This is a genomic window from Saccharopolyspora aridisoli (genome assembly GCF_004348445.1).
GTDB lineage: Bacteria > Actinomycetota > Actinomycetes > Mycobacteriales > Pseudonocardiaceae > Saccharopolyspora > Saccharopolyspora aridisoli.
On sequence record NZ_SMKV01000003.1, the window covers coordinates 18,019 to 43,887 of the forward strand.

The window sequence follows — 25,869 nt, forward strand, 5'->3', positions numbered from 1 at the left end:
GAGCCGAGCGGTGTTCGGTGTTGTGCGCACCGGCAATCGGGGCAATGGCGGAGCCAAGCGGACGTCAACCAGTCCAACGGGATCAACAGCGGTGCGGCATCACTCAGCGTCGCCCCCTCGTCTGTTGGGGCGAGAATTATCCCACCGCATTCGTTCGAGGAGTCGCTAACACCGCTGAGCGCACTCGCCGCCTGAACAAATCGTCCACGCAAATCGGAAATGGGGCACAACGGCTCCGTTCCGCCTCATCCGCCGCTGAAGCGAACAAGGAGTGGAATGAGATCGCCCCATTACGAGTCGTTCCTCGAACTCCGCCAGGTGGCAGCGGGGGAACCTTGCTGCCACCACCGCGGGCTTGCGACGCGAGTGCGGGAACCTTCCTGCCACTGCCGGTGGTCCGCGACCTGAGCGGGGAACCTCACTGCCACTCGCAGTGGTCTGCGGGGGTGAGCGGGGGAACCTTCCTGCCACCGTCGCTCGCTGTGCGGATGGGACAATGGCGGGCGTGGCGCACATGGTCGAGATCAGCGACGTGGACGATCCGCGGGTCGACGACTTCCGCGATCTGTCTCGCGCGGACCGCCGGCCGGACCGGCCTGGCGGGCGCGGTTTGGTGATCGCCGAGGGCGTGGTGGTGGTCGAGCGGTTGCTCGCCTCGCCGTACCCGGTCCGGGCGCTGTTCGGGGTTCGCCGCCGGGTCGAAGACCTGGCCGAGGCCACCGCCGAACTGGACGTTCCCGCCTACGTGGCCGACGCGGACGTGATGGCGCGGGTCGTGGGCTTCCACCTCAACCGCGGGGTGCTGGCCGTGGCCGATCGGACGCTTGCGGTCGACCCCGCCGAGCTCGTCGCGCGGTCGCGGCGGCTGGCCGTGCTGGAGGGCATCGGCGACCACGAGAACCTCGGCGCGCTGTTCCGCAACGCCGCGGCGCTCGGTGTGGACGGGGTGCTGCTGGGCGCCGGGTGTTCGGATCCGCTGTACCGGCGCAGCGTGCGGGTGTCGATGGGACACGTGCTGCGGGTGCCCCTCGCGCACCTCGAAACCTGGCCCGGAGACTTGAAAATGCTGCGCGACAACGGTTTTCGGATCGCCGCGCTCACGCCGCGAGGGGGCTCGAAGTCTCTCCGCGACGCCGGACTCGACCAGGGGAAGGTCGCCGTCGTGCTGGGTTCGGAAGGTCCTGGGCTGACAGACGAGGCCATCGAGGCCGCCGACGTGGCGGTGCGGATCCCGATGGCAGGAGGCGTCGATTCGCTCAACGTCGCCACGGCCGCGGCCATCACCTTCCACGCGCTGAGCGGGACCTGATGGACACCGGCTGGGAGCTGCACGCGCGGTCCGGCAGGGCCGTGCTGGTGCGCGGCGGCGGGACCGAGCACGACCCGGCGCTGCTGCGCCTGCCCGAGGCGCTGGTCACGGCGCTGCACGAGTGGGCGGGTGTCGCGGAGCTCGTGCAGACCGGTAAGTCCGCGCAGACGGGCGAGATCGTGTCCCGTCGCGGTCGGCAGCTGGCGGTGCGCCTCGCCGCGGAGACGGGCGGTCGCGTCGGCTACGTCGACCCGTTCACCGGTGAGCTCGTCCAGATCGGGCGGACGCGTTCGGCGCAGGCGGTGCGTCGTCGCGGTGGACCGGTCGCGCCGGTGCCTCCGACGCCGTGGGGGACTGGGCTGACGATCAGCCTGATCGTCGCGGTGATCGTGGCGGTCACGCTCGCGGTGGTCTCGCAGGGCCTGGCCGACGTCAGCGGAGCACTCGCGGTGTTCGTCAACATCGCCATCGCCGCTGGGTTCGCGCCCTCGATCTGGCTGGGCCGCAACGTTCCGGTCTGGCGCTGGGTCGCGTTCGGCACCGCAGCGGGCCTCGTCGTCTCCTGGATCACCGGGCTGCTCAGCCTGCTCGGCGCGTAGACGCGAGAACGGCCAGGCCGCGGAGGCCTGGCCGTTCTCGGCGGAACCGCTCAGCGGTGCGAGCGCACACCCAGCAGGACGTCTTCCCACGAGGGGACGATCGGGTGGTTCTTGCGGGGGCGCTTCGGGTCGGTCGTGGTGTCCTCCGCGGACTCGGAGTCCTGCCTGGCCGGGTTCTCGATCGGTTCCGGGGTCTCCAGGTCCAGCGTCGGTGCGGTCGGCTCGACGGCTGCCGGTTCCGGCGGTTCAACCCGCTGGAGCGTGGGCTCGACGCGTGCCGCCGGCGGCTCGGGCAGCACCGGTTCCGGTTCGGGGCCGACCTGGTCGGGAGCCGCCTGCTGGTCGAGCTGCAGCGCCTCGCGGGCCAGCTCGGTCACCGGGCGGACGGTGCGCAGCGGACGGTTCGGCGAGGGGTCGAGCAGGTCCACGGCGTGCTCGTCGAGCGAAGCGACGGTGCCGCCGTGCGCTCCCGGGTGGAAGACCCAGTGCGCGCTGTTCTCCGAACGGCCGGCCTGCCAGGCCAGCTGCACGACCCACTTGTTGTCCTCGCCGCGCCAGGCGTCCCAATTGGCCTCGGCGTAGTCGTGGCCGCGCATCCCGAAGGTGTGCGCGATGACCTCGCCCAGGGTCTGCACGTCGGGGCCGTCCTCCCGGACCGGGTGGGCGCGCTGCGCCATCTCCGCGATCTGGGCGCGTTCGAGCAGCACCGGGTAGGCGTAGCGCTCGATGCGGTGCTCGGGCAGGCCCGAGGTGGCCGCGATCTGTGCGACGGACGCTCCGGAGCGGATGCGGGCCTGGATCTCGCGCGGCCGCATCTGCTGTTCCATCTCGATCTGCACCTGGCCCAGCCGGGTGAGGTCGCCGCGGGCAGCCGCGCGCAACCGCTCGTCGGCGGGCACGGTGAACCGCTCACCGTTCTCCGGGTCTTCGCAGATGACGGATTCACCGTCCTCGTCGAGCCCGACCACTCGCAGCGCTCGCATAACGCCAGCCTCCCGCCGACCTACATGTCACCAAGCTGTGACAGTAACCCGGCGCGCCGCCTTGACGCGGGAGGCACGCCGGGTACTCGTGTCGTTCGTTGGTCGCCCTGTCGGCTTCGATCTTGCCCTATGCGGGCGGGTCGCGCGAATGAGTTGAACTACTCAACTCCAGCGAACATCACCCGGCGTGATCAACTTCGTCGCGCATCGCGACCGTGGAATGGCAACGGCCGCCGAGGAAATCCGCATTTCACGAGATTTCCTCAGCGGCCGCATAGCGCGATCAGGACAGCTGCGAAATCACCCAGTCGATGGACTTGGTCAGCTGGGTGATGTCGTCCGGCTCGATCGCCGGGAACATGCCGATCCGCAGCTGGTTGCGGCCCAGCTTGCGGTACGGCTCGGTGTCGACGATGCCGTTGGCGCGCAGCGCCTTGGCGATCGCGGCGGCGTCGATCGAGTCGTCGAAGTCGATGGTGCCGACGACCTGCGACCGCTTGGCGGGGTCGGTGACGAACGGCTGGGCGAGATCCGAGGACTCCGCCCAGCTGTAGAGGCGCTGCGAGGATTCGCGGGTGCGCGAGTCGCACCAGGACAGACCGCCCTGGCCGTTCATCCACTCGATCTGGTCGGCGAGCATGAACAGCGTGGCCACAGCGGGCGTGTTGTAGGTCTGGTCCTTGCGCGAGTTGTCCAGCGCGGTCGGCAGCGACAGGAACTCCGGAACCCAGCGGTCCGAGGCGCCGATCTCGTTGATCCGCTCGATCGCGGCCGGGCTCATCGCGGCCAGCCACAGCCCGCCGTCGGCGGCGAAGGACTTCTGCGGCGCGAAGTAGTAGACGTCCACGTCTGCGGCGTTGAACGCCAACCCACCGGCGCCCGAGGTCGCGTCGACCGCGATGAGCGCGTTCTCCGAGCCCGCCGGGCGGGACGGCGGCAGCATGACGCCGGTGGAGGTCTCGTTGTGCGCCCAGCCGATCAGGTCGACGCTCGGGTCCGACACCGGCTCCGGGGCGTCACCCGGGTCCGAGGAGACCACGATCGGGTCGCCGATGAAGGGGGCCGTCTTGGCGGCCTTGGCGAACTTCGAGGAGAACTCGCCGTAGGTCAGGTGCAGCGAGCGCTCGCGGATCAGGCCGAAGGTCGCGGCGTCCCAGAACGCGGTGGTGCCGCCGACGCCGAGCACGACCTCGTACCCCTCGGGCAGCGAGTACAGCTCCCGCAGTCCCTCGCGGACCCTTCCGACCAGGGACTTCACCGGCTTCTGCCGGTGAGAGGTGCCCATCACCGCGGCACCCTCGTCCGCCAGCCGGGTCAGCTGCTCCGGGCGGACCTTGGATGGTCCGCAGCCGAAGCGGCCGTCGGAGGGCTGGAGTTCGTGGGGCAGCTTCAAGGTGGTCGGGTCGGTCTCGGCCTGCGTCATTCCGGCGCCTCCGGGCGTTGTTGTGGTGACTGTGCGGGGTGACCGGGAGAAGCCCGTCCCCGCGCGCCAGTGGCCAGGTCCGCCGGCGCCATTGCCGGCTCGGCTCAGTGTTGCAGCAGGGTTACCGCTCGGTGTCCAGCGGTCGCTGCCGCACCGCAACTTACTGCTGTTCGCCGCCGCGGCCAACCACACTGTGTCCCACGAGGCCCGTTCGGGTCGCGACGATCAGGCGAACCCGGGCGCTCCGCAGCACTTCTTGTACTTGCGTCCCGAACCGCACCAGCAGGTGTCGTTCCGCCCCGGCGGCCAGGGCAGGTACCGGCCGGCGTGCGCCTCCTCGAACACGAAGTCGTCCGGGGTCTCGGGGTCGCGGGGGTCGACTCCGCACGTTGCGGCGAACTCCTCCACGGTGGCGACCGTGGTGGGAACCAGGCAGGCGCCGGAGGCGATCTCCCCGAGCTCCCGCTGCACCGCGCGCCGGTAGTCCTCGTGACTCGTGCCCTCGTTCCACCACTCCGGGTGCTCTCGCACCGAGCGGTCGAACTCCTCGGCGCTCCACAGCGGTAACGGGTAGAGGGTGAGCGAGAGGTTCCCCTCCTCGTCCACCAGACCGGCGAGGTCGCCTCCGGTGCCGGACAGCGGCTGGTTCTCCTCGCGGACCTCCTCGCCATGATCGAGGCACCGCTGGAGGAACTCGTCCATCGCATCGGCGGGCAGGCCGGAGTCCTTGCGCGTCTGCCAGCGCTCCAGGAGGAGGTCGAAGCCCTGGTCGGTCGGCTCCAGGAGCTCGTCGAGGGACGGAACGATGTGGGTCGCGCCCGCGTTGAGCCAGCGCAGACCCTCGGGGATGTCGCCGGTGGTGGCGTAGCCGACGTGGATGTCCATGTAGGTCATCGCGACCTTGCTCGGCTTCCGGCGCAGCTCCTCGAGCAGCGGCGCGGCCTCGTCGGCGCGTCCGTGCGTGAGCAGGTACGAGGTGTAGGCGCCGCGCCCGCTGAGCGGCCCGGCGTCCTCGTCGAGGTCGAACGCCCTGGTCAGCGCCGAGTGCTCGCGCTCGTGCTCGCCCGCTGCGTGCCAGTGCTCCGCCGCCTGGACCAGTTCGACGCACGGGTTGTCGCTGACCGCGGCATCCTCTTCGAGGGCCGCGGCGTACTGGACGTGCAGGTTCGCCGAATCGGTCACGCCGTCAAGGTATCCCCCGGTGGGTCAGCCACGCGGCCGACCCACCACGGGCTCACACCGGGGCGACGATCTGAGTGACGGTGTCCCAACCGGCCACGTCCTGCGGCGAGCGCGGGGCCGGGCCGATGTACTGCGCCGACGGCCGGACCAGGCGTCCGGTCCGCTTCTGCTCCAGGACGTGCGCCGACCAGCCCGCTAGCCGGGCCGCGGTGAACATCGAGGGCATCATCGCCGGCGGGACCGCGGCGAAGTCCAGGACCACGGCGGCCCAGAACTCGACGTTCGTCTCGATCTGGCGGTCAGGTCGCCTCTCGCGCAGCTCGGCCAGCGCCGCCTGCTCCAGCTCGCGGGCCACTTCGAAGCGAGGGGCCTTCAACTGGTCGCAGGTGTTGCGCAGGACGCGGGCGCGCGGGTCCTCGGCGCGGTAGACGCGGTGGCCGAAGCCCATCAGCCGGTCACCGCGGTCGAGGATGTCGGCCACCACGCGACGGGCGTCACCGGTGCGCTCGACCTCCTCGATCATCGGCAGCACCCGGGCTGGGGCGCCGCCGTGCAGCGGGCCGGACATCGCGCCGACCGCGCCCGACAGGCAGGCGCCCACGTCAGCGCCGGTGGAGGCGATGACCCGGGAGGTGAAGGTCGAGGCGTTCAGGCCGTGCTCGGCGGCCGACACCCAGTAGGCGTCCAGCGCCTGCACGTGAGCGGGGTCCGGTTCGCCGCGCCACCGGGTGAGGAACTGCTCGGTGGCGGTCGTGGCCTCGGCGATGCGCGCGTGCGGGACCGGCGCCTGGTCGCCGCGCGCGGACTGGGCGATGTAGGACAGGCCGAGGGAACAGGCACGGGCGAGCTGCTCGCGCACCTGCTCGCCTTCGATGTCGAGCACCGGCTGGAAGCCGAATTCGGGCGCGGTCATGGCCAGCGCGGCCTGCGCGTCCGCCCGTACGTCACCGGTGCGCACCGGCAGGGGGAGGTCCTCGGCGAGCGGCAGTCCGCCGCCGAACCGGCCGTCCACCAGCAGCGTCCAGATATCTCCGAAGGAGACCGTGCCCACCAGGTCCTCGATGTCCACGCCTCGGTAGCGCAGCGCGCCACCGTCGCGGTCGGGTTCGGCGATTTCGGTCTGGAAGGCGACAACGCCTTCCAAACCGGGCCGGAATTCGCTCATAGCTGCCTCGTCTCCTGGTAGTAGGGGGCGCTCGTGCGCACGGCTGGGCGACGTGGCGGGGTGTGAGCCAACGGTGCACCCCGGGCGGAAGAAGTAGCAATGGCGCCTTGACGGGAAAAAATTCCAGGTTGAGTTGACCTGCGGTGAATGGAACATTTTGCACCACGGTGAAAAATCTCGGAAAAATTGCTGTTCCGCAAGCTGGAGTTCCGGGGTGGACGTGAGGGCGTCGATCGTCCCGCCCGGCGCGCACGGGAAGCTTCCTGTCACCACCACGACGTGCGCATGAGGGCGCGATCCGTTCGAACCCCGCCGAGCGCCGGGTGGCCGACGGCCGCGAACACCTCGTCGAACCCTCTCACCATCCGGACGTCGAGGACCTTGACGCTCCCGCGGTGGTGGAGTGGGATGAGCGAGAGGTTCCCCTGCTCTTCACGCAGCGCAACGGCTGTTCGGGTGACGTGGAGCCGTTGTGGGAACGATCACTGCATCGGTTGCGGAATCGATCGTGACCTATCGTCGATTCGGCTCCCGTTCCGATCCCGTTTACCGTCGTAACGAATGGCCGATGCGCGCCTCGCGCGCGTCGGCCTCGTCCAACCCGTACCGTCCGGCGCCGAGCCGGAGTGTCGAAGTCGAGTCGTGCCGTTCGTCGGACGAGTCAGGGAGGAAGAGGATGACGGAGGCCAACGTCGCGTTGCCGTCCATGCGCGTTTCCTACGAAGCCGGGGCGTTGAACGAGGATTCGCTCGCCGGCACTTGGCACGAGCAGCTGCAGCTGTGGTTCGACGAGGCCGTGGCGGCTGAACTGGTCGAGCCGAACGCGATGGTGCTGGCCACCGCCGACCCGGAGGGCTTCCCGTCCTCGCGGACCGTGCTGTGCAAGGGCTTCGACGAGCGCGGCGTGGTGTTCTTCACCAACTACACGTCGAACAAGAGCCACGACCTGAAGTCGACTCGCGTTGCCGCCGCGACGTTCCCGTGGCTGGGCTTGCAGCGCCAGGTCAACGTGCGCGGCGCGGTCGAGAAGGTCAGCTCCTCGGAGACCGCCGAGTACTGGGCGGAGCGCCCGCGCGGTTCGCAGCTGGGCGCTTGGGCGTCGCCGCAGTCGCGGGTGGTCAACGGCCGCGAAGCGCTGGAGAACTCCCTCAACGGCATCGAGCGCCGCTTCGGCGAGGCCGAGAAGGTCCCGGTCCCGCCGCACTGGGGCGGCTGGCGGATCCGCCCGGACTTCGTCGAGTTCTGGCAGGGACGTCCCGACCGGCTCCACGACCGGCTCCGCTTCCGCCGGACCGATGACACCTGGGCGGTCGACCGCCTCGCTCCCTGAGTGAGTCGCCGGGGAGTGGCGTAGAGCTCCGTCACACGGGCGGACGTCCAGTGGTCCTTTAGCTTCGCGAAGGACTACGCTCCGTCTTTCGTGCGGCAGAGCAGCGGAACCATTCCCCGGCGTAGCTTCAAGTCCTCGTTCAGCAAGGTCTTCATCGACACCAGACCGCTGCACTACCCGGCCTACCGACGGCTGTGGATCTCCAACATCGTCACCGCCGTCGGCGCCCAGTTCTCCGCCGTGGCCGTGCCCAAGCAGCTCTACGACCTCACTGGTTCCTCCTTCTACGTCGGGTTGGCGGGCATCTTCGGACTGGTCCCGCTGGTGGTGTTCGGCCTGTGGGGCGGCGCGATCGCCGATGCCGTGGACCGCCGCAAGCTGATGATCATCACCAACGGCGGGCTCGCGGGAACCTCCGTGCTGCTGTGCCTGGTCGCCTTCGCCGGCATCCCGTCGGTGTGGCTGGTGCTGTTGCTCTTCGCGCTCCAGCAGACGTTCTTCGCGGTCAACTCGCCGACGCGGGCCGCCGCCGTCGCTCGGCTCATCCCCGCCCACCTGCTGCCGTCCGCGCAAGCCCTGGGCTCCACCGTCTTCCAGCTCGGCTCGATCGTCGGGCCGCTGCTGGCGGGAGTACTGCTGCCGCTGCTCGGGTTGTCCGTGCTGTACCTGGTGGACGCCATCGCGCTGTGCCTGGCGCTGTGGGCGGTGTTCCGGCTGCCCGCGCTGCCGCCGCGGGACGGTGCGCCGAAGAAGGCCGGCTTGCGCTCGGTGCTCGAGGGCTTCCGCTACCTCGGACTGCACGCCGTGCTGCTGGCGTCGTTCCTGCTGGACATCATCGCGATGGTCTTCGGCATGCCGCGCGCGTTGTTCCCGGAGATGGCCGAGCGCACCTTCGGCGACCCGCCCGGCGGCGGTGCCGCGCTCGGCTGGCTGTACGCGGCGATCCCGTTGGGCGCCTTCTGCTTCGGGGTGTTCTCCGGTTGGCTGCACCGCATCGCTCGGCACGGCGTCGGCGTGACGGTCGCCGTGCTGGCCTGGGGTGTGGCGATCATCGGCTTCGGCTTCGCCGACTCGCTGTGGCTGGCGGTGCTGTTCCTGGCGCTCGGGGGCGGGGCCGACCTGGTCAGCATGGTCTACCGGAGTTCGATCCTGCAGGCGGCGGCCACCGACGAGATGCGCGGCCGCATCCAAGGCGTGTTCACCGTCGTGGTCGCGGGCGGGCCGAGGCTGGCCGACACGCTGCACGGCCTGACCGGTGCCGCGCTGGGTACCGGACCAGCGGTGGTGATCGGGGGAGTGCTGGTCGTGCTCGCCGCCGCGCTGTCGGCCGTGGCCCTGCCCGCGTTCTGGAAGTACAAGGCCCCCACCGGTGACGACGCGTGAGCTGACCGGGGCGGAGCGTGTTCGTTGGGCACTCCGCCACGCTTGCGCCACTCGCCGGAGTGCGTTTCGACCAGGGGCGGGCAGACAGTCGTCGAAGCCACCCTGCACACTTCTCCACCATGGCCAACGAAACGACCGTTAATGCGCCCGGTGCGCACGAGCCTGGCCTCAAGAAGGTGATGGGCCCGAAACTGCTGCTCTTCTTCGTGGTGGGAGACATCCTCGGGACCACGATCTACTCGTTGACAGGGAAGGTCGCCGGCAAGGTCGGCGGGGCCCTGTGGGTTCCGTTCCTGGTCGCTTTCGTGGTCGCCTTCCTGACCGCGTTCAGCTACCTGGAGCTGGTCGGCAAGTACCCCCGCGCCGGTGGCGCCCCGCTGTACGTGCACAAGGCGTTCGGCATCCACTTCGTGACCTTCCTGATCGCCTTCGCGGTGATGTGCTCCGGCATCACCTCGGCTTCTTCTGCCGCGCAGGCGTTCAGCGGTGACTACCTGACGGGCATCTTCGGCGACGGCGTCGAGCCCTACTCGTGGATGGTGGCGCTCGGCTTCCTGCTGCTGCTCGCCGCGATCAACTTCCGCGGGGTCGGCGAGTCGGTGAAGATGAACGTCGTCCTGACGTGCGTGGAGCTGTCCGGTCTGGCGATCGTGATCGTCTTCGGCCTGATCGCGATCTTCGGTGGAAGCCACAGCGCCGACATCGCCCCGGACCCCAGCCGGCTGACGCAGTTCGACTCCGACACCTCGCCGCTGCTCGCGGTCACCTCGGCCACCGCGCTGGCGTTCTTCGCCATGGTCGGTTTCGAGGACTCGGTGAACATGGCGGAGGAGACCAAGGAGCCGTCGAAGAACTTCCCGCGCGCCCTGCTCCTGGGCATGGTCATCACCGCGACCATCTACCTGGTCATCGCGGTGATCACCTCGACGCTGGTGCCGACAGCGGAGCTCGCCGAGTCCGATGGCCCGCTGCTGCTGGTGGTCAAGGCCGCGGCCCCGTGGTTCCCGCCGATCCTGTTCTCGCTGATCGCGCTGTTCGCGGTCACCAACACGGCGCTGATCAACATGCTGATGGCCAGCCGGTTGGTCTACGGCATGGCCAACGAGGGCGTCGTGCCGAGCGTGTTCGGCAAGGTGCACAAGGGTCGTCGCACCCCGTGGGTGTCGATCCTGTTCACCAGCATCATCGCGGTCATCCTGGTGAACTCGCTGGAGATCTCCGACCTGGGCAGCACCACGTCGCTGCTGCTGCTCGTGGTGTTCGCGGTGGTCAACATCGCGGTTCTGGTGCTGCGCAAGGACGAGGTGGAGCACGACCACTTCAAGGCCCCCACCTGGGTTCCCGTGCTAGGTGCGCTGACCTGCGCGTTCTTCGCCAGCCCGCTGTCCGGCCGGCCCGCCACGGAGTACATCATCGCCGGGATCCTGCTGGGCATCGGCGCGATCTTCTGGTTGATCAACTACTTCGTGAAGGGCAAGAGGGACTTCGAAGCGGAGTCACTGAGCAAGTAGGAATCGCACGTTCGACGAGGCGGTCCGGGACGCTGTTCGCGGTGTCCGGGGCCGCCTCGTGGTCGTACAGTGGCGGAGTGCATGATCCTCTTCCCGCCACCGGACGGCAGTTCGAGATCAGCTCGGGGACCGCGAGTGCGGTCATCACCGAGTTCGGCGCCGCGCTGCGAGCCTTCACCGTCGACGGTGTGCCGCACACCGAGACCTTCGACGCCGACCGGATCCCGCCGTCGGCCGCCGGCGGCGTGCTGGTGCCGTGGCCGAACCGGGTCGCAGACGGGCGCTGGGCGCTCGACGGTGAACCGCAGCAGCTGGCGCTGACCGAGCCCGACCGCAGCAACGCCATCCACGGACTGCTGCGGCACGAGCCGTGGGCGATCGTCGAGCACACCGACTCCGCCGTGGTGCTGCAGGCGACCATCTCGCCGCGTCCGGGCTGGCCGGTGCCGCTGCTGACCTCCATCGGCTACGCCCTCGACGGCGACGGCCTCACCGTGACCCACACCGTGGAGAACCTGGGTGGGCGCGCGGTTCCCTTCGGGATCGGAGTGCACCCGTACCCGCGCGCGGGCAACGTCGAGACCGACGAGTGCACGCTGCGCCTGGCCGCCTCCACGGTGCTGCCGGTGGACGCCGACCGGCTGCTGCCGGCCCGGCCGCCGCGCGCCCTGCAGGGCGATGAGGTCGACTTCCGCACCGGTCGCCGTCTCGCCGGCGTCTGGCTCGACACCGCGTTCGGCGGCGCGGCCCCGGCTCCCGACGACCCGGCCGGTCTCGTCCGCCACTCGCTGACCGGACCCGACGGTCACGGTGTCCAGCTGTGGGCCGATCCGGTCTTCAAGTGGGTCCAGGTCTACACGGCCGAGGACTTCCCCGAACGAGGTCGTGCCATCGCCATCGAACCGATGACGTGCCCGCCTGACGCCCTCAACTCAGGTACCGACCTCATCACCCTCCAACCGGGCGAGGCCTGGACGGCCCACTGGGGTCTCAAGCGCCTCTGACCTGCGCACGCATCTGATTCCCGGGGAAGTCGGCCTCCGATTTCCGCTGAGAACGAAACCCTGGTTCCCACTGGATTCGGTCCCCCGAGATCCGCCCAAATCGGGTCCAGCCCAGGGGCAGGCGGGTGGGCTCCGTGCTGGGTGGGACCGAGTTGGTGGGTCAGGCCTTGGTGAGGTGGCGAGCGAGGACGACGCGCTGGATCTGGTTGGTGCCCTCGAAGATCTGCAGGACCTTGGCCTCACGCATGTAGCGCTCGGCGGGGAAGTCGCGGGTGTAGCCCGCGCCGCCGAGCACCTGGACCGCGTCGGTGGTGACCTTCATGGCGGCGTCGGTGGCCACCAGCTTCGCCACCGACGCCTGCTCGCCGAAAGGCAATCCCGCGTCGCGGCGCCGGGCGCCGTCGAGGTACATCGCGCGGGCTGAGTGGACGGCCGCGGACATGTCAGCCAGCAGGAACTCGATGCCCTGGAACTCGATGATCGGCTGCCCGAACTGCTCGCGCTGCTTCGCGTAGTCGACCGCGAGGTCCAGCGCGGCCTGGGCGAGGCCCACCGCGCAGGCGGCGATGCCCAGACGACCGGAGTCGAGCGCGCACAGCGCGATCTTGAGGCCGTCGCCTTCCTCGCCGATCAGCCGCTCGGCCGGGACGCGGGCGTCCTCGAAGTGCAGGGGCGTCGTGGGTGACCCGGTGAGTCCCATCTTGCGCTCGGGTGGTCCCGCCGTCAGGCCTGAGGTCGCGGAGTCCACCAGCAGGCAGCTGATGCCTCGCGCGCCGTCGCCGGTGCGGGCCATCAGCGTGTAGAAGTCCGCCTCGCTGCCGTGGGTGATCCACGCCTTCTGCCCGTTGATCGCGTACTCGTCGCCGGTCCGCTCGGCGCGGGTGCTCAGCGCGGCGGCGTCGGAGCCGGCGTGCGGTTCGGACAGCGCGTAGGCGCCCAGCGTCGAGCCGCCGATCATCTCCGGGAGCCACCGCTCCCGCTGCTCGGCGGTGCCGAAGTGGGCGAGCGGGAAGCAGCTCATGGTGTGCACCGACAGGCTCACGCCGACCGTCATCCAGGCGCTGCTGATCTCCTCCAGGACCTGCAGGTACACCTCGTACGGCTGGGAACCGCCCCCGTGCTCCTCGGGGTAGGGCAGACCGAGCAGCCCGGCGTCGCCGAGCAGGCGGAAGGCGTCGCGCGGGAACTTCCCGGCGGCTTCGTCCTCGGCGGCGCGGCCGGCGAGCTCGTCGCGGGCGATCTCGCGGGTCAACGCGAGCAGATCAGCGGCTTCCTGCGTCGGAAGCAGGCGGTCAACGGTCATGGCGCGCTCCCGAGGTCCAGTGTGCGTACCGGGCTGTCGTACTGAATCAGTACTGTAGGCGGTACTGCAGTACTGTGAAAAGGTCTGCTCGGAGGATTCAGAATCCTGTGGCAGGCTTCTCCCGATGAGCACCTCCCGAGCCGAGCGGGCGCTGAACCCCAGGCGAGCCGAACTCCTGGGCCGGCTTCGCGATCTGTTCCTGGCCGAGGGGTTCGCGCACTTCACCCTCGACGACCTGGCCAGTCGGCTGCACTGCTCGAAATCGACCCTCTACACGCTGGCCGGGAGCAAGGAGCAGCTCGCGGTCCGCGTCGTGGCGCACTACTTCAAGAGCGCCACCGAGGACATCGAGCGCCGCGCCGAGGTCGCCGACGACCCGCGGGAGAAGGTGCGCGCCTACCTCGACGCCGCCGCCGAAGCGCTGCGACCGGCGTCGCGTGAGTTCATCAACGACATGGGTGCCAACCTCGCGACCCGCGCCACCTACGAGGCCAACGCGGGCGCTGCCGCGGAGCGGTTGCGCGGTCTCATCGCCGAAGGCGTGCGGCAAGGAGTGTTCCGCGAGGTGCACGCGGGTTTCGTCGGCGAGATGGTCGGCCGCACCATCGCCGGCATCCAGCGCGGTGAGATCGGCGAGCGCACCGGGCTGTCCGACGCCGCCGCGTTCGCCGCGCTGTCGCAGTTCCTCCTGGGCGGACTTGCCCAGGAGAAGTCCCCTTCGGACACAGTGGAGGAAAATTGATCGTCATCGGCGGTGAGGCCCTGGTCGACCTCGTGCCGGATCCGTCCACCCCGGACGGAGAACTCGGCCCGCTGCACCCACTGCTCGGAGGCGGGCCCTACAACGTGGCCATCGCGCTGGGCAGGCTCGGCGTGCCCGCCGCGTTCTACGCGAAGCTGTCCACCGACCAGTTCGGCGACCGCATGCTGCAACGGCTCATCGAGTCCGAAGTGGACATATCCCTGGTCCAGCGCGGTCCGGAGCCCACGACGCTCGCCGTGGTCGGGCTCGAGGCCAACGGCTCGGCCCGCTACAGCTTCCACACCGAAGGCACCGCCGCGCGTTTCGTCGCCGACCAGCCGCTTCCGGACGGCACGACCGCGTTGTGCCTGGGCACGCTGGGCATGGTGCTCGAACCCGGCGCCACCGCGTACGAGAAGGTGCTGTTCCGCGAGGCCGAGCGAGGCGTGTTCATCGCGCTCGATCCCAACATCCGCGCCGACCTCATCGCCGACGCGGACGCCTACCGGGCGCGTTTCTCCTCCTGGTTGCCCTCGGTCGGGCTGCTCAAGGTCTCCGACGACGACGCGGAGTGGCTCGCCCCGGGACGCGATGTGGTCGAAGCGGCCCGCGAGTGGCAGGCGCGCGGGCCGGCGGCGGTGGTGCTGACCAGGGGTGCCGACGGGCTCACCGCGGTCACCGCCGACGGCGTGGTCACGGTGCCCGGCCGGGAGGTCGAGGTCGCCGACACCATCGGCGCCGGCGACACCGTGCAGGCGGCGCTGCTGGCGTGGCTCCACCGCAACGGCGCGCTGGCCCCGGCGGAGGTCCGCGCTCTGGACGCGCGGCAGTGGGAGCAGGCCCTGTCGTTCGCCGCCGCGGCGGCGGCGGTCACCGTTTCGCGTCCGGGAGCCGAACCGCCGTGGTCGGCGGAGCTGGACGCGTGATCGGAATCCATCCGGTGGTATTCGAACACGCCCCGTGAGCTCAGTGCTGTGACTGCGGAAGACCGAATCCGGATTAGACCGTTCGGCTTTCACTCGTGGTCACGATGGTGGTGTCAAGCGGTGGCGGAGCGTCGACATCGGCGCTCCGTCTACCGGCAAGTGTGATGTGATCGTGGTCCCACCTGCAAGAAAGAGGAAACGCGATTGCTGCGCGGGGACCCTCTAGCGGTCTAGCGTGACTACTGACAGGACCCCAACGGGGTGGTGCTGCGACGGTTCGGACACCCCGACCGGAGCGCGGGCGACATCGAGCCCTGCCGCTTGGCTGGGCAATCGCGGTCGTCATCACGCACCCCTTGACGAGCGCGAGAGGTTCCCGAATGCCCGACGACGTGACCGCCAAACGTACCGTCGCGCTGCGCTATGACGCCGGCGAGCACGAAATGCAGGTGACGCGACCTACCGAGGGTGCGCCTGGCGTCGACCTCGGCAAGTTGCTGGCCCAGACCGGTTTGGTGACGTTGGATCCGGGCTTCGTCAACACCGCAGCCTGCAACTCCGACATCACCTACATCGACGGAGACGCCGGAATCCTCCGGTACCGCGGCTACCCCATCGAGGAGCTCGCGGCGAAGTCGAACTTCATCGAGGTCAGCTACCTGCTGATCTACGGTGAGCTGCCGACCCAGCAGGAGTACGACGAGTTCTCCGAGCGCATCCGCCGCCACACCCTGCTGCACGAAGACCTCAAGCAGTTCTTCGACGGCTTCCCCCGCGACGCGCACCCGATGCCCGTGCTGTCGTCCGCGGTCTCGGCGCTGTCGACCTTCTACCAGGACAGCCTCAACCCGTTCGACAAGGACCAGGTCGAGCTGTCCACGGTCCGCCTGCTGGCGAAGCTGCCCACGATCGCCGCTTACGCCTACAAGAAGTCGGTCGGCCAGCCGTTCCTGTACCCGGACAACTCGCTGGGCCTGGTGGAGAACTTCCTCCGGATGACCTTCGGCTTCCCCGCCGAGCCCTACGAGGTCGACCCGACCCTGGCCCGCGCGCTGGACCTGCTGTTCATCCTGCACGCCGACCACGAGCAGAACTGCTCCACCTCGACGGTCCGGATGGTCGGCTCGTCCGAGGCGAACATGTTCGCCAGCGTCTCGGCCGGCATCAACGCCCTGTTCGGTCCCCTGCACGGCGGCGCGAACAGCGCGGTGCTGGAGATGCTGGAAGGCATCAAGAACAACGGCGGCGACGTCGACGCGTTCGTCGAGCGGGTGAAGAACAAGGAGCCCGGCGTTCGCCTGATGGGCTTCGGTCACCGGGTCTACAAGAACTACGACCCGCGCGCGGCGATCGTCAAGAAGACCGCCGACGAGGTGCTGTCCAAGCTGGGCTCCAACGACCCGCTGCTGGACATCGCGCTGCGGCTGGAGGAGCGGGCGCTGTCCGACGACTACTTCGTCTCGCGCAAGCTCTACCCGAACGTGGACTTCTACACCGGCCTGATCTACAAGGCGATGGGCTTCCCGACGAAGTTCTTCACCGTGCTGTTCGCGCTCGGCCGACTTCCCGGCTGGATCGCGCACTGGCGCGAGATGATCGAGGACCCCGCCCGCAAGATCAGCCGTCCGCGTCAGGTCTACACCGGTGCCACCGAGCGTCCGTACAAGCCGATGGACCAGCGCTGATCTGAATCGTTACCTAAATCAAGTCTGGAGGCCAAGCCTCCGACCACGCGAAGGGCCCCGGAGAGCCAGGCCACCAAGGCCGGCCCCGGGGCCCTTCTGCACCTCACCCCCAAACCCGCTGCAGGAACCCGGATCACCGCCGTGATCAGGCGACGGAGCACGGCGGTGGTCGGGGAGAGCTGGGGTGGGTCAGGGTTCGATCCCTGCCAGGGCTCTGGTGACGAGGTTCTCGACCTGGGGGAGGGCTGCGGCGCGTTGGGTGGGGTCGAGGCCCAAGCGGGATCGGCGGTCGAGGACGTCGTCCGCGTCGAGGGCGCCTTCGTGGCGGACCGCCCAGAGGACTTCGGCGGCGGTGAGGTGGAGGCCCTCCGCCACCGGTTCGGCCAGGTCCTGGTCGAACTCGGTCAGGGCCGCGACGCGGGCGGCTTCGGTGCCGTACTTGGCGACGAGGGTGGCGGGAGCCTCGATGTCGGTGAGATGGCGTCGAGGGGCCGCGCCGACCAGCGCGATCTCGCTGGTCCGCGAAGGCCCGGCAGACAGGCCGCGGGAACCCACCGCGGTGTTCACTGCGTCGGCGGCCATCTTCCGGTAGGTCGTGAGCTCGCCGCCGATGACCGTGACGACCCCTTCCTCCGACGTGAGCACCGCGTGGTGGCGGGAGAGGTCGGCGGAGTCCTTGCCGTCCTGCTGGAGCAGCGGCCGGAGACCGGCGAACGAGCCGAAGACGTTGTCGCGGGTCAACGGCACGCCCAGGACGTCGCGGAACCCGGCCAGCAGGAAGTCCACATCGGACTTGGGCGCCTCCGGCACGGCCGGGATCGGTCCGGGCGCCGGTTCGTCGGTCAGCCCGAGGATCGCGCGGCCGTCGGGCAGCGGGATCAGCCGCAGGAACCGTCCCGGTTCGCCTGACAACGGCGCGGCGACGGCTGTTCCGGCGACCCCGGCGGCGTCGGCGTCGACCACCAGGTGCGATCCGCGCGACGGGCTCAGCCGAACCTCCGGCACGAGGTCACCGGCCCACACGCCCGCGGCGTTGACCACCGCCCGCGCGCGGATCCGCAGCGACTCGTCGCTGCGCGCGTCCACCAGGTCGGCACCGGCGCCGTCGAGGGACGTCACCGCGCAGCGGGTGAGTATGCGCGCGCCGAACCCGGCCGCCGTGCGCGCGAGCGCCACCACCAGCCGCGCGTCGTCGACCAGCTGCCCGTCGAAGCTCAGCAGGCCACCGCGCAGCCCGGCCGGGCGAAGGCCGGGGACCAGCGCGAGCGCTTCGGCCGAAGGAATCCTCCTGGGCGACGGCAGGACGTCGGACGGCGTCCGCGCCGCGCGCCGGAGCGCGTCGCCGGCCCGCAGGCCCGCGTGCAGGACGACCTCCTGGCGGCGCGACACCCCTTCGCGCAGGGGGATGAGCTGTGGCAGCGGGCGGACCAGGTGCGGGGCCGTGCGGGTCATGAGCACGTTGCGCTCGGTCGCGCTCTCCCGCGCCAGCGCGATGTCGCCGTGCGCGAGGTGGCGCAGCCCTCCGTGCACGAGCTTGCTGGACCATCGAGAAGTTCCCCACGCGAGGTCCTCGGCTTCCACCAGCACCACCGACAGTCCCCTCGCCGCTGCGTCGAGGGCGACCCCGGAGCCGGTGACGCCACCACCGACGACGAGCAGGTCGGCTTCCTGCTCCGCCGCCGCTTGCAGGTCGGTTCGCAGTCGGGCGGAGTTCAGCGAGGTGGCGCGCAGCGAACCGGCGGGCAGCGGCGTGGTGATCATAGAGGGCTCCTTGGCTGGAGAGCGCCGTCGAGGAGGTGGGCGAGTTCGTCCGTCAGCGAGTCGAGGCCGACGTCCTCGGTCGCCGGGCCTGCCGAGATGACGAACGACTGGGTCAGCAACAGCAGCGAGCGGGCCTGCACCGCCACGTCGCCGGGGCGGATAGATCCGTCGGCGTGCCCGGCGGCCAGATACTCGCGAATGAACCCGTCGGCCGCCAGCTGGGTGCTGCTCAGTCGCTCGACCAGGTAGGGCAGCAGCAGTTCGGCGTCGGTTTCCAGGACTCGTCGCAGCAGGGGAGCTTCGTGCAGCAGTCTGACGCCGCGCACCACGCCGCGCACGAGGCGCTGTCGCGAGTGGCCGGTCACCGCCGCTCGGCGGGCCTGGGCGAGGACGTCGCCGAACTCGACCGTGACGAGGGTCGTGACCATGCTGCCGACGTCGGGGAAGCGGCGGTAGAGCGTCATCCGGCTGACGCCTGCGGTGCGGGCGACCTCGGACAGCGTGGTTCGTCGAACGCCGTTGGCCAGCACGCACTCGCGCGCCGCGGCCACCAGGTCGGCGTCGGCGACCCGGTTGGCCGCCTGCCGCTCGCCGGTGCGGGCGTGATGCGGATCAGCTCGCCCGAAGCTGTGACAATCTGGCCCCATGTGTCACACTTTAGCTGTGAACGGCGAGATCGAACACACCCTCCGCGGCAGCTGGACCCCGTCAGGAGCCGCTTCCGCGCCACTGTCCCCGGCCGCGCTGCGCTGGTTGCGGCACCGCATCGGACTCACCGAGATCACCACGCCGGCGGTCCCGTCGTCGCTGCTCGACGTACCCGGGAGCGCCCTCGCCGACACCCCGCGCGCGGAACTGGAAGCGCTGCTCGGCGAGCGGTACGTGCTCGTCGACGCCGCCGCGCGGCTGGGACGGGCGGGCGGCATGTCCTACAGCGACCTGGTGCGCCGACGCGACGGCGCGGAACTCGCCGTCCCGGACGCCGTGCTGCTGCCTTCGGCCCCGGAGCTCGTGCAGGGCGTGCTGGAGATCTGCGCCCGCCACGACATCGCGGTGGTCCCCTTCGGCGGCGGAACCTCCGTCGTGGGCGGGGTCGACGCGCTGCGGGGCGGGAAGAACGCCGTAGTCGCCCTCGACCTGGTGCGGCTGGACCGGCTGATCTCGCTCGACCCGGACTCGCGGATCGCCGTGCTGCAGGCCGGGATGCGCGCGACCGAGGCCGAATCGCTGCTGGCCGCGCACGGATTCACGCTCGGGCACTTCCCGCAGTCCTTCGAGCGGGCCACGATCGGAGGATTCGCCGCGACCCGCTCGGCGGGCCAGGCGTCCTCCGGCTACGGGCGCTTCGAGGACATGGTCGAGGGCGTGCGGCTGGCGACGCCGGCCGGTGAGTGGAAGCTCGGTGTCGCCCCGGCGTCGGCGGCGGGGCCTGATCTGCGTCAGCTCGCCATCGGCAGCGAAGGGGTCCTCGGCGTCATCACTGAGGTCGCCGTCCGGGTTCGGCCCGCGCCGAGGCGGAGCCGCTACGAGGCGTTCGTGGTGGACGGCTGGCAGGCCGGGACCGACGCCGTGCGCGCGCTCGCGCAGAACCGGGTGCTCGCCGACGTCACCAGGTTGTCGGACCCGACCGAGACCGAGGTGCAGCTAGCGCTGTCCGGTCAGCTCAAGGCGCGTGCGCTCGGGAACCTCCTGCGCGCCAAGGGCGTCCGCAACCCGTGCCTGCTGGTGCTCGGCTGGGACGCGGGTTCCCGCGCCGAGCTCGGGCAGCGCCGGGCGGCCGCGGTGCGCGCGCTGCGCGACGTCCGGACCGTGCGGTTGGGCCGGGCAGCAGGGGAGTCGTGGAAGTCGCACCGGTTCTCCGGTCCTCGGCAGCGGGACGCCCTGCTCGACCGGGGGGTGTGCGTCGAGACGCTGGAGACCGCGACGAACTGGAGCGGGCTGGGCGAGCTGCGCTCCGCGGTGCGCACGGCCCTGGTGCGCACCCTGCAGACCGGCAGCAAGCCGCCGATCGTGATGTGCCACGTCTCGCACGCCTACGAGACCGGGGCCTCGCTGTACTTCACGGTGCTGGCGCCGCGCGACTCCGAGCACGCACTCGCGCAGTGGCAGCGCGCGAAGGACGCGGCCTGCGACGCCATCGCCGGTCGCGGCACGATCAGCCACCACCACGCGGTCGGGGTCGACCACCGGCCGTGGCTGGGGGCGGAGATCGGCGACGTCGGCACGGCGGTCCTGACCGCGTCGAAGCGGGCGGTGGACCCGACGGGAATCCTCAACCCGGGCAAGCTCATCGGCGACTAGCGCAGATGGGGCTGTACCGGAAGCCGAGGCCCCGGTACACCCCCAGCGCCGGTTCGTTGTCGGCGTCGGCCATCAGCGTCACCGCGCCGAGCGCGGCCAGCTCCCTGGTCAGGAACGTGCAGACCTGCGTGGAAAGGCCGAGTTCCCGGTGCCCGGGGTGGGTGGCGACGCCGGAGATGTAGCGCAGTCCCGGGGCCGGCCAGGAGTCCCCGGCGATCGAGATCGGGGTGCCGTCGGTGTCGCGGACCCCGGCCCACCGCACGGCACCCGGGTCGTCGGGGAACAGGTACGAGCCGGGGTTGGCCTCGCGCAGCAGCGCGTCGATCGCCGGCACGTCGCCCTCGGTCAGCCACTCGACGTCGGGGGTGGGGCGCTGCGGTGCGTCGTCGGCCAGGTGCAGCCATCCGAACGTCGCCAGGACCTCGTGGCCCAACCGCTCGGAGACCCGGGCGGCCAGCGGAGCGGCTGCCAGCAACCGCACCGCCTGGCCGGTGAGCGCGGGCAGGACCTCCCGCAGCAGGGCGACGACGTCGTCCTCGTCTCCGGCGTGGACCACCCGGTCGGCGCGGTTGAGACGGGGCGCGAACACGACCACCGCGTTCCGCAACCGCCACGCCGCCCCGCGCTCGTGCGGGTACCCCGGTTCCAACGCCTGGGCCGCCCACCGCACCATCAGGTCGGAAGTGGCCTCCGCGACCTCGGCCGCACTCCTCAGTTCCTGCACACGGACAGCGTAGGGCTCCTCCTCCTGCTCGGGTGGGCCTCAGGACTTCTTGCGGCGGGAGAGGAAGCCGGTGGGCAAGCGGGGTTTGGTGATGGCGTCGCGGAGGTTCTCGAACGCCTCGTGAACGGCGAGGCGGGACTCCGACGGTGACGCGTCTGGAGCCTTCCGGTCAGCTGCCGGGAGACCGGAGGAGCGCAGCCAGCGCTCGTCCCAAACCACCTGCATCGCGGCCGTCCATCGCTGCTTGACCTCGACGACCAGCTCGTCGCGGGTCTTCTCCGACTCCTCCGTGCGCTGCTTGCCCGCAGCGACCTTCTCGCCGAGCTCCTCGGCGCTGTCCCGCTCGTGCTTGCGCATCTCCTTGCCCGCGGCAGTGGCCAGGGCGGTCAGCTCGCGGTAGCGCTCGGCCGCTGTCTCAGTCACCGGCTTCCTCCCGGACGTTGACGTCCGACTCCGTCGAACGCTGGGCGGGCACCGGCGGCGCCCCGCCGAGGTCGAACGGCAGGACCACTTCGGGGCGCGAATGCACCGAGCGGTCGAAGAACAGGCCACGGCGTGAGCGCGGCGACCAGTTCACCGGCTGGCCCGCGGCGAACGCGCTGAGCTCCTGGCCGTGCACGTCGAAAGCGACCCACGCGCCGATGTCGTCCACCGGCCCCATGCCGAGGGTGTTCTTCACCCGCTGCACGCTGCGCCACCAGCCGATCACGTGCACCCGGGACTCCGGGCCCTGCTTGAGGACCTTGCGCAGCGAGTCCAGCGCGCACGCGCGCGTCACCGGGTCCTTGCGCTCCAGCGTCGTCTGCGCCGCGTCGACGGCGTAGAGGACCACGCAGTGCCGGACCGGTGACGCACCCGCGTCGATCTCGTGGGCGATGCCGTCGAGCGTTGCCGAGATCTCGTCCAGGCTCACCACGTCGACTTCGTGGCCGCGCCCTCGAAGTTCCTCGGCCACAGCGCGCGCGTCGTCGTCGACCTCGTCGAGCAGGGCACCGATGGTGAACTTGATCTTTCCCGGTTCGTGCTGGCGGGACAGCGAGAGCGCCGCCGCGCCGAGCGCGCTCGTGGTGTCCTCGCGGACCGAGCCGATCACCGCGATGTTGCGTCCCGGCGAGCGCGACAACCGAACGGCCGCGGCCGTCCCCTCGACGTCGATGACCTGACCGAGCAGCGCGCGCGGCGTGCTCACCGGCGCGGTCAGCTTCCGGAAGTCCTCCAGGGCCGACAGCTTCGGCAGGTTGGAACCGTCGAACAGGCGAGGCGGGTGCGAACCGGCCGCGCGTCGCTGCCACAGCCGCTGTTGCAGCTGGTGGAACGTGTCACGGGCGGTGGCGTCGGGGATGCGGGCGATCTCGTTGCCGTGCTTGACGCCCGACTCGTGGTTGACCACCGCGTGCCAGCGCGGCAGGTCCATCGCGGCCTGGTTGTGCTCGGTGAGCACGCGCCGGGCCTTGGGCAGCGCGATGCGCAGGATGAACTGCTCGAAGATCGCAGGCTTGCCCCAGAACGCCTCGATACCGGAGACGTCCTGGCTGGCCAGCACGAGGTGGATCCCCTGCGAGCGACCGCGCCTCGCAACGTCTTCCAGCAGCTTCGTGGCCTGCGCGGTCACCGGGTCGCGGTCGGCGAACAGGTACTGGAACTCGTCGATCACCGCCACGATCCGCGGCCACCGGCCCTCGGGGTCTTCGGCGCGCAGCTCCTCGAGCTTGGTGACCTCGTGCTTCTTGGCCTCGTCCGCGCGGCGGCGCATCTCGTCGGCGAGGAAGCGCAGCAGTGCCAGCCCGAACTCGCGGTCGGTGTTGACGTTGACACCCACCAGGTTGGCGTGCGGCAGCCAGCTCGGGTCGCGCTTCCCCGGCGTGAACTGGGCGAACGACACGCCTTCCTTGAAGTCGAGCAGGTACAGCTCCAGCTCGTCCGGCGAGTACCTGGCGGCCATCGCACCGAGCATGCCGTAGAGGAAGTTGGTCTTGCCCGATCCGCTCGGCCCGCCGATCAGCGTGTGCGGACTGGCGTCACCGAGCCGCATCCACACCTCTTCGCCCTCGTCGAACCCGACCGGAGCCTGCAGCTCGGAGCGCGAGTGGCACTGCCAGAGCTCGTCGGGCAGCAGGTCGTCGAAGTTGCGGACCCGCGCGCGGCGGGACTCGAACTCGGCCGCGATCGCCGCGCACGCCTTCGACGCCTTGCCGCGCGTGGGCGGTTCGTCCAGCGCCACAACGGCTTCCGGCCCCGTCATGCTGGTGCGGGCCCGATTCTCGCCGATCAATGTGATCGATTCCACGGAGCTGTTGACGGTCAGCGGGAGGTCGACGGTGATCAGCTGGATCCCGCAGGGCAGGCCGTTGCGGGCGATGCGCTGGAGCTGCTGCTGCTGTTCCTCGCGCAGCGGCTGGCCGTTGCCGAACAGCACCGCGATCCGCCACGGTTCGCCGCGCCTGCCGTTGGCGGCGGCCAGCGCGCGCAGCGTGGTGTGCTCGCCGAGCAGCGCGCCGGAGTGGATGCGCTTGATGTGATCGGAGAGCACGTCGAGCATGTCGCCCAGGCGCGTCGGGTCGTGGGCGGTGAGCAGTCCGGCGCTGCTGAGCGGGTGCAGGTCGGGCAGCGTTCCGGTCAGTCTCGCGACGTCCCAGCTGTGGATGCGCACCTGGCCGGGCTCGAAGTGGCTGACGATGCGCAGCAGCAGGTTCTGCACCAGGGTTTCGGCGGTCTCGGGGACCTCGTCGGTGGTGATGCGCAGGTGCGCGAAGTCCAGCGCAGGGACGACCGCGGGGAACGACGGCGACAGCGGGGAGTCCGGGACGTGCGCGGTGCCGATGCGCCACAGCTCGGGCGGGTGGGCGACGTCACCGCCGCCGAACTCGCCGAGCCAGGTCTCGAACGGGTCCGCCGCGCTGCCGGGCGAGTTCGCTGCGACCAGCTTCTCCAGGGACGGCGGACCCTGCTCGGTCCAGTCCTGGAAGATCTCGTCGCGTTCGGCGAGCGCCCTGGCGAGCGCGGCTTGGAAGTGCGGGTCGGCCGGGTCGGCGATCTTCTCGGGTTCGCGTTCGGCTTCGGCCGCGCCGAGCTGGGCGATGCGCAGCGCGTACTCCTGCTCGGCGCAGGTGTTCAGCACTTCCTGATGCGCGTTCTCGGCGGCGCCGAGGGCGGCGGAGATGCTGCGGCGCAGGTGCTCGAAGGCCGTTTCGATGCGACTTCGCCGGTCACTGCGTTTCACAACACGCCACCTCGGAGACCGAGTTACGGAACGTGATCAAGGTACCACCTCGAAATTAGCCCGGCCTAACCATGCGCAGGCACGAATACCGCGCAGTGGGACGGTGTCCTGCGTTCCGCCGACCGTCCTACAAACGGGTGGCGAAGTCGCGGATCGTGTTCAGGACGAGGTCGATCAGGCGTTGGGCGCGCTCGACCTGGTCATGCGTTCGGGGGAGCCCTGGTGGAAGGACGGCCTCCGGGTGCTCGGGGTCGAGCCGGACCAGCGCCTGACGCGCCTCGTCGAGCTTTCCCTGGCAGGTCCCCAGGTGCGCGCCAGCCTCTTCGAGCTGGCGCTCGATGCCCTGCAGGACCTGGAGGAGTTCGTCGAGCGAGGACACCGCTACAGCCGCCCGGCGTAGCTCTCAGTGGAGGAGATCGTCGCCGACAACGTGCCCTGCGCGCCACCGATCGTCTGCAGGACTTCGGCGAGCATGCCGTAGGCGTGCTGCATCTCGTCCTGCGCAGTGCCCTGGATGGCGCCGGAGAGCGCGGCTTGCGCTTCTTCGAGGACGAGCGCCGTCTGCTGGAGGGCTGCGACGCCTTCCTGCATCTTCTGGTTGGCCAGCGAAATGCCTGCGCGAACTTCTTCGACGCCTGCCATGTGGATTGCGGTCCTCTCCCAGGGCGGTACGACTCTGCAAGGACTCACAAGGTAGTGCCCGAGCTGCATCAGCGCTCGGCCGGGCCACCCCTCGTTGATCACTGTTCGATCTTACCTGGCAGGCATGTTGGAGTCAGTTGTCTACTGTGGATTGTTGGTGATCCGGGGAGTCCTCGGGCTCCTCCGACCACGCCTCGATGAGCAGGCGTTCGCCGGCCGGGACGAGTTCGCCGACGAGATCGGGGTCGTCCAGCACCGACCAGGCCGTCGGCGGCGCGCAGGCGACGCGGTGGCGGGCGTAGTCCGGTCCCAGTTCCCGCAGGAAGTTGCGCACCACGCGCGAGAGGGCCGCCACGTGCCAGCCGGCTTCCCCGGTGCGGCGGCTCATCGTCAGCGACCAGCAGCCGGGCTCCTCGTCGGAGCAGTCGCCGACGGTGACGACCCGTCCACCGACCCGTCTGACCAGGTCATCGCAGGCAGCTCGGGCGGAGGCTTCGTCCTGCGCGCCGACGACCACCGTGATGAGCAGTTCGAGCTCGCTGTGTGCGTCCATCGCGCAAGATTCTTCCGCATCCCCACCCGAGTTCGAACACCCAAGGCAGGAACCGGGAACTGCGGTGCGGCCGGCAGCTGGGCGTGCGGCAAGCAGAGCCGTGGCCTCGGGGGTGTGGAGATC

23 protein-coding genes are annotated in these 25,869 nt (G+C 70.2%); 10 read left to right on the top strand and 13 right to left on the bottom strand.

The window, feature by feature from the left end; genetic code table 11:
- Positions 1–496 precede the first annotated feature (496 nt).
- Together E1161_RS02840 and E1161_RS02845 are read left to right on the top strand one after the other, a co-directional pair.
- The gene (locus E1161_RS02840; RefSeq protein WP_132619266.1) at positions 497–1,309 is read left to right on the top strand and encodes a TrmH family RNA methyltransferase; all 813 of its coding nucleotides are present in this window, start codon (positions 497–499) and stop codon (positions 1,307–1,309) included.
- Positions 1,309–1,908 (top strand): DUF2537 domain-containing protein, encoded by a 600-nt coding sequence (locus E1161_RS02845; protein WP_132619268.1) that lies wholly within the window; start codon positions 1,309–1,311, stop codon positions 1,906–1,908. Before E1161_RS02840 ends, E1161_RS02845 begins: the two co-directional genes overlap by 1 nt.
- A gap of 50 nt (positions 1,909–1,958) precedes the next feature.
- Here the strand turns inward: E1161_RS02845 and sepH are convergent, their stop codons facing one another.
- From sepH to E1161_RS02865, 4 genes are all read right to left on the bottom strand, one after another.
- On the bottom strand, positions 1,959–2,891 hold the full coding sequence (sepH, locus tag E1161_RS02850) for a septation protein SepH (RefSeq protein ID WP_132619270.1): 933 nt from the start codon (positions 2,889–2,891) through the stop codon (positions 1,959–1,961).
- Between the two features lie 283 nt (positions 2,892–3,174).
- On the bottom strand, positions 3,175–4,314 hold the full coding sequence (gene serC, locus E1161_RS02855) for a phosphoserine transaminase (RefSeq protein WP_132619272.1): 1,140 nt from the start codon (positions 4,312–4,314) through the stop codon (positions 3,175–3,177).
- A 225-nt stretch (positions 4,315–4,539) separates the two neighbouring features.
- Positions 4,540–5,496: an SEC-C domain-containing protein gene (locus tag E1161_RS02860; protein WP_132619274.1), complete on the bottom strand. Its 957-nt coding sequence runs from the start codon at positions 5,494–5,496 to the stop codon at positions 4,540–4,542.
- Between the two features lie 52 nt (positions 5,497–5,548).
- Positions 5,549–6,661 (bottom strand): citrate synthase 2, encoded by a 1,113-nt coding sequence (locus E1161_RS02865; RefSeq protein ID WP_132619276.1) that lies wholly within the window; start codon positions 6,659–6,661, stop codon positions 5,549–5,551.
- Positions 6,662–7,337: 676 nt separating this feature from the next.
- Here E1161_RS02865 and pdxH point away from each other — a divergent pair.
- From pdxH to E1161_RS02885, 4 genes are all read left to right on the top strand, one after another.
- Positions 7,338–7,991 carry a pyridoxamine 5'-phosphate oxidase gene (gene pdxH, locus E1161_RS02870; protein ID WP_132619278.1) on the top strand — a complete coding sequence of 218 codons (654 nt, stop codon included), beginning with the start codon at positions 7,338–7,340 and terminating at the stop codon, positions 7,989–7,991.
- A 90-nt stretch (positions 7,992–8,081) separates the two neighbouring features.
- Positions 8,082–9,374: an MFS transporter gene (locus E1161_RS02875; protein ID WP_132619280.1), complete on the top strand. Its 1,293-nt coding sequence runs from the start codon at positions 8,082–8,084 to the stop codon at positions 9,372–9,374.
- Between the two features lie 119 nt (positions 9,375–9,493).
- Positions 9,494–10,885, top strand: a complete 1,392-nt coding sequence (locus tag E1161_RS02880) for an APC family permease (RefSeq protein WP_132619282.1) — start codon at positions 9,494–9,496, stop codon at positions 10,883–10,885.
- 77 nt (positions 10,886–10,962) lie between these two features.
- Entirely contained in the window at positions 10,963–11,889 is a 927-nt protein-coding gene (locus E1161_RS02885; protein WP_132619284.1) for an aldose 1-epimerase family protein, read from the top strand.
- A gap of 160 nt (positions 11,890–12,049) precedes the next feature.
- Here E1161_RS02885 and E1161_RS02890 read toward each other — a convergent pair whose 3' ends face one another.
- A complete protein-coding gene (locus E1161_RS02890; RefSeq protein ID WP_132619286.1) occupies positions 12,050–13,192 on the bottom strand; it encodes an acyl-CoA dehydrogenase family protein in 1,143 nt (380 codons plus the stop codon).
- A 124-nt stretch (positions 13,193–13,316) separates the two neighbouring features.
- Here E1161_RS02890 and E1161_RS02895 point away from each other — a divergent pair, with 124 nt between their 5' ends.
- The 3 genes from E1161_RS02895 to E1161_RS02905 all read left to right on the top strand — a co-directional run bounded on the left by E1161_RS02895 (position 13,317) and on the right by E1161_RS02905 (position 16,545).
- On the top strand, positions 13,317–13,934 hold the full coding sequence (locus E1161_RS02895) for a TetR/AcrR family transcriptional regulator (RefSeq protein ID WP_132619288.1): 618 nt from the start codon (positions 13,317–13,319) through the stop codon (positions 13,932–13,934).
- Positions 13,931–14,860: a carbohydrate kinase family protein gene (locus E1161_RS02900; RefSeq protein ID WP_132619290.1), complete on the top strand. Its 930-nt coding sequence runs from the start codon at positions 13,931–13,933 to the stop codon at positions 14,858–14,860. Before E1161_RS02895 ends, E1161_RS02900 begins: the two co-directional genes overlap by 4 nt.
- A gap of 380 nt (positions 14,861–15,240) precedes the next feature.
- Positions 15,241–16,545, top strand: coding sequence for a citrate synthase (locus tag E1161_RS02905; RefSeq protein WP_132619292.1), 1,305 nt, complete (start codon positions 15,241–15,243; stop codon positions 16,543–16,545).
- 189 nt (positions 16,546–16,734) lie between these two features.
- Here the strand turns inward: E1161_RS02905 and E1161_RS02910 are convergent, their stop codons facing one another.
- Positions 16,735–18,306, bottom strand: a complete 1,572-nt coding sequence (locus E1161_RS02910; RefSeq protein ID WP_132619294.1) for a glycerol-3-phosphate dehydrogenase/oxidase — start codon at positions 18,304–18,306, stop codon at positions 16,735–16,737.
- Positions 18,303–18,953, bottom strand: a complete 651-nt coding sequence (locus E1161_RS02915) for a TetR/AcrR family transcriptional regulator (RefSeq protein ID WP_132619296.1) — start codon at positions 18,951–18,953, stop codon at positions 18,303–18,305. The genes E1161_RS02910 and E1161_RS02915 overlap by 4 nt, the downstream gene beginning before the upstream one ends.
- Here E1161_RS02915 and E1161_RS02920 point away from each other — a divergent pair.
- Positions 18,952–20,607, top strand: a complete 1,656-nt coding sequence (locus tag E1161_RS02920; protein ID WP_408011930.1) for an FAD-binding oxidoreductase — start codon at positions 18,952–18,954, stop codon at positions 20,605–20,607. The two genes, E1161_RS02915 and E1161_RS02920, sit on opposite strands and share 2 nt — an antisense overlap.
- On the opposite strand, the gene E1161_RS02925 is transcribed toward E1161_RS02920, so the two are convergent.
- The 6 genes from E1161_RS02925 to E1161_RS02950 all read right to left on the bottom strand — a co-directional run bounded on the left by E1161_RS02925 (position 20,594) and on the right by E1161_RS02950 (position 25,746).
- On the bottom strand, positions 20,594–21,331 hold the full coding sequence (locus E1161_RS02925) for a GNAT family N-acetyltransferase (protein ID WP_132619300.1): 738 nt from the start codon (positions 21,329–21,331) through the stop codon (positions 20,594–20,596). The genes E1161_RS02920 and E1161_RS02925 overlap by 14 nt on opposite strands.
- Before the next feature lie 39 nt (positions 21,332–21,370).
- Positions 21,371–21,754, bottom strand: coding sequence for a hypothetical protein (locus E1161_RS02930; protein WP_132619302.1), 384 nt, complete (start codon positions 21,752–21,754; stop codon positions 21,371–21,373).
- Positions 21,747–24,551: an FtsK/SpoIIIE domain-containing protein gene (locus E1161_RS02935; protein WP_132619304.1), complete on the bottom strand. Its 2,805-nt coding sequence runs from the start codon at positions 24,549–24,551 to the stop codon at positions 21,747–21,749. Before E1161_RS02935 ends, E1161_RS02930 begins: the two co-directional genes overlap by 8 nt.
- A gap of 127 nt (positions 24,552–24,678) precedes the next feature.
- Positions 24,679–24,930: a hypothetical protein gene (locus E1161_RS02940; RefSeq protein WP_132619306.1), complete on the bottom strand. Its 252-nt coding sequence runs from the start codon at positions 24,928–24,930 to the stop codon at positions 24,679–24,681.
- A 2-nt stretch (positions 24,931–24,932) separates the two neighbouring features.
- On the bottom strand, positions 24,933–25,193 hold the full coding sequence (locus E1161_RS02945) for a hypothetical protein (protein WP_132619308.1): 261 nt from the start codon (positions 25,191–25,193) through the stop codon (positions 24,933–24,935).
- 133 nt (positions 25,194–25,326) lie between these two features.
- Positions 25,327–25,746 carry a hypothetical protein gene (locus E1161_RS02950; RefSeq protein WP_207920063.1) on the bottom strand — a complete coding sequence of 140 codons (420 nt, stop codon included), beginning with the start codon at positions 25,744–25,746 and terminating at the stop codon, positions 25,327–25,329.
- Positions 25,747–25,869: the final 123 nt, after the last annotated feature.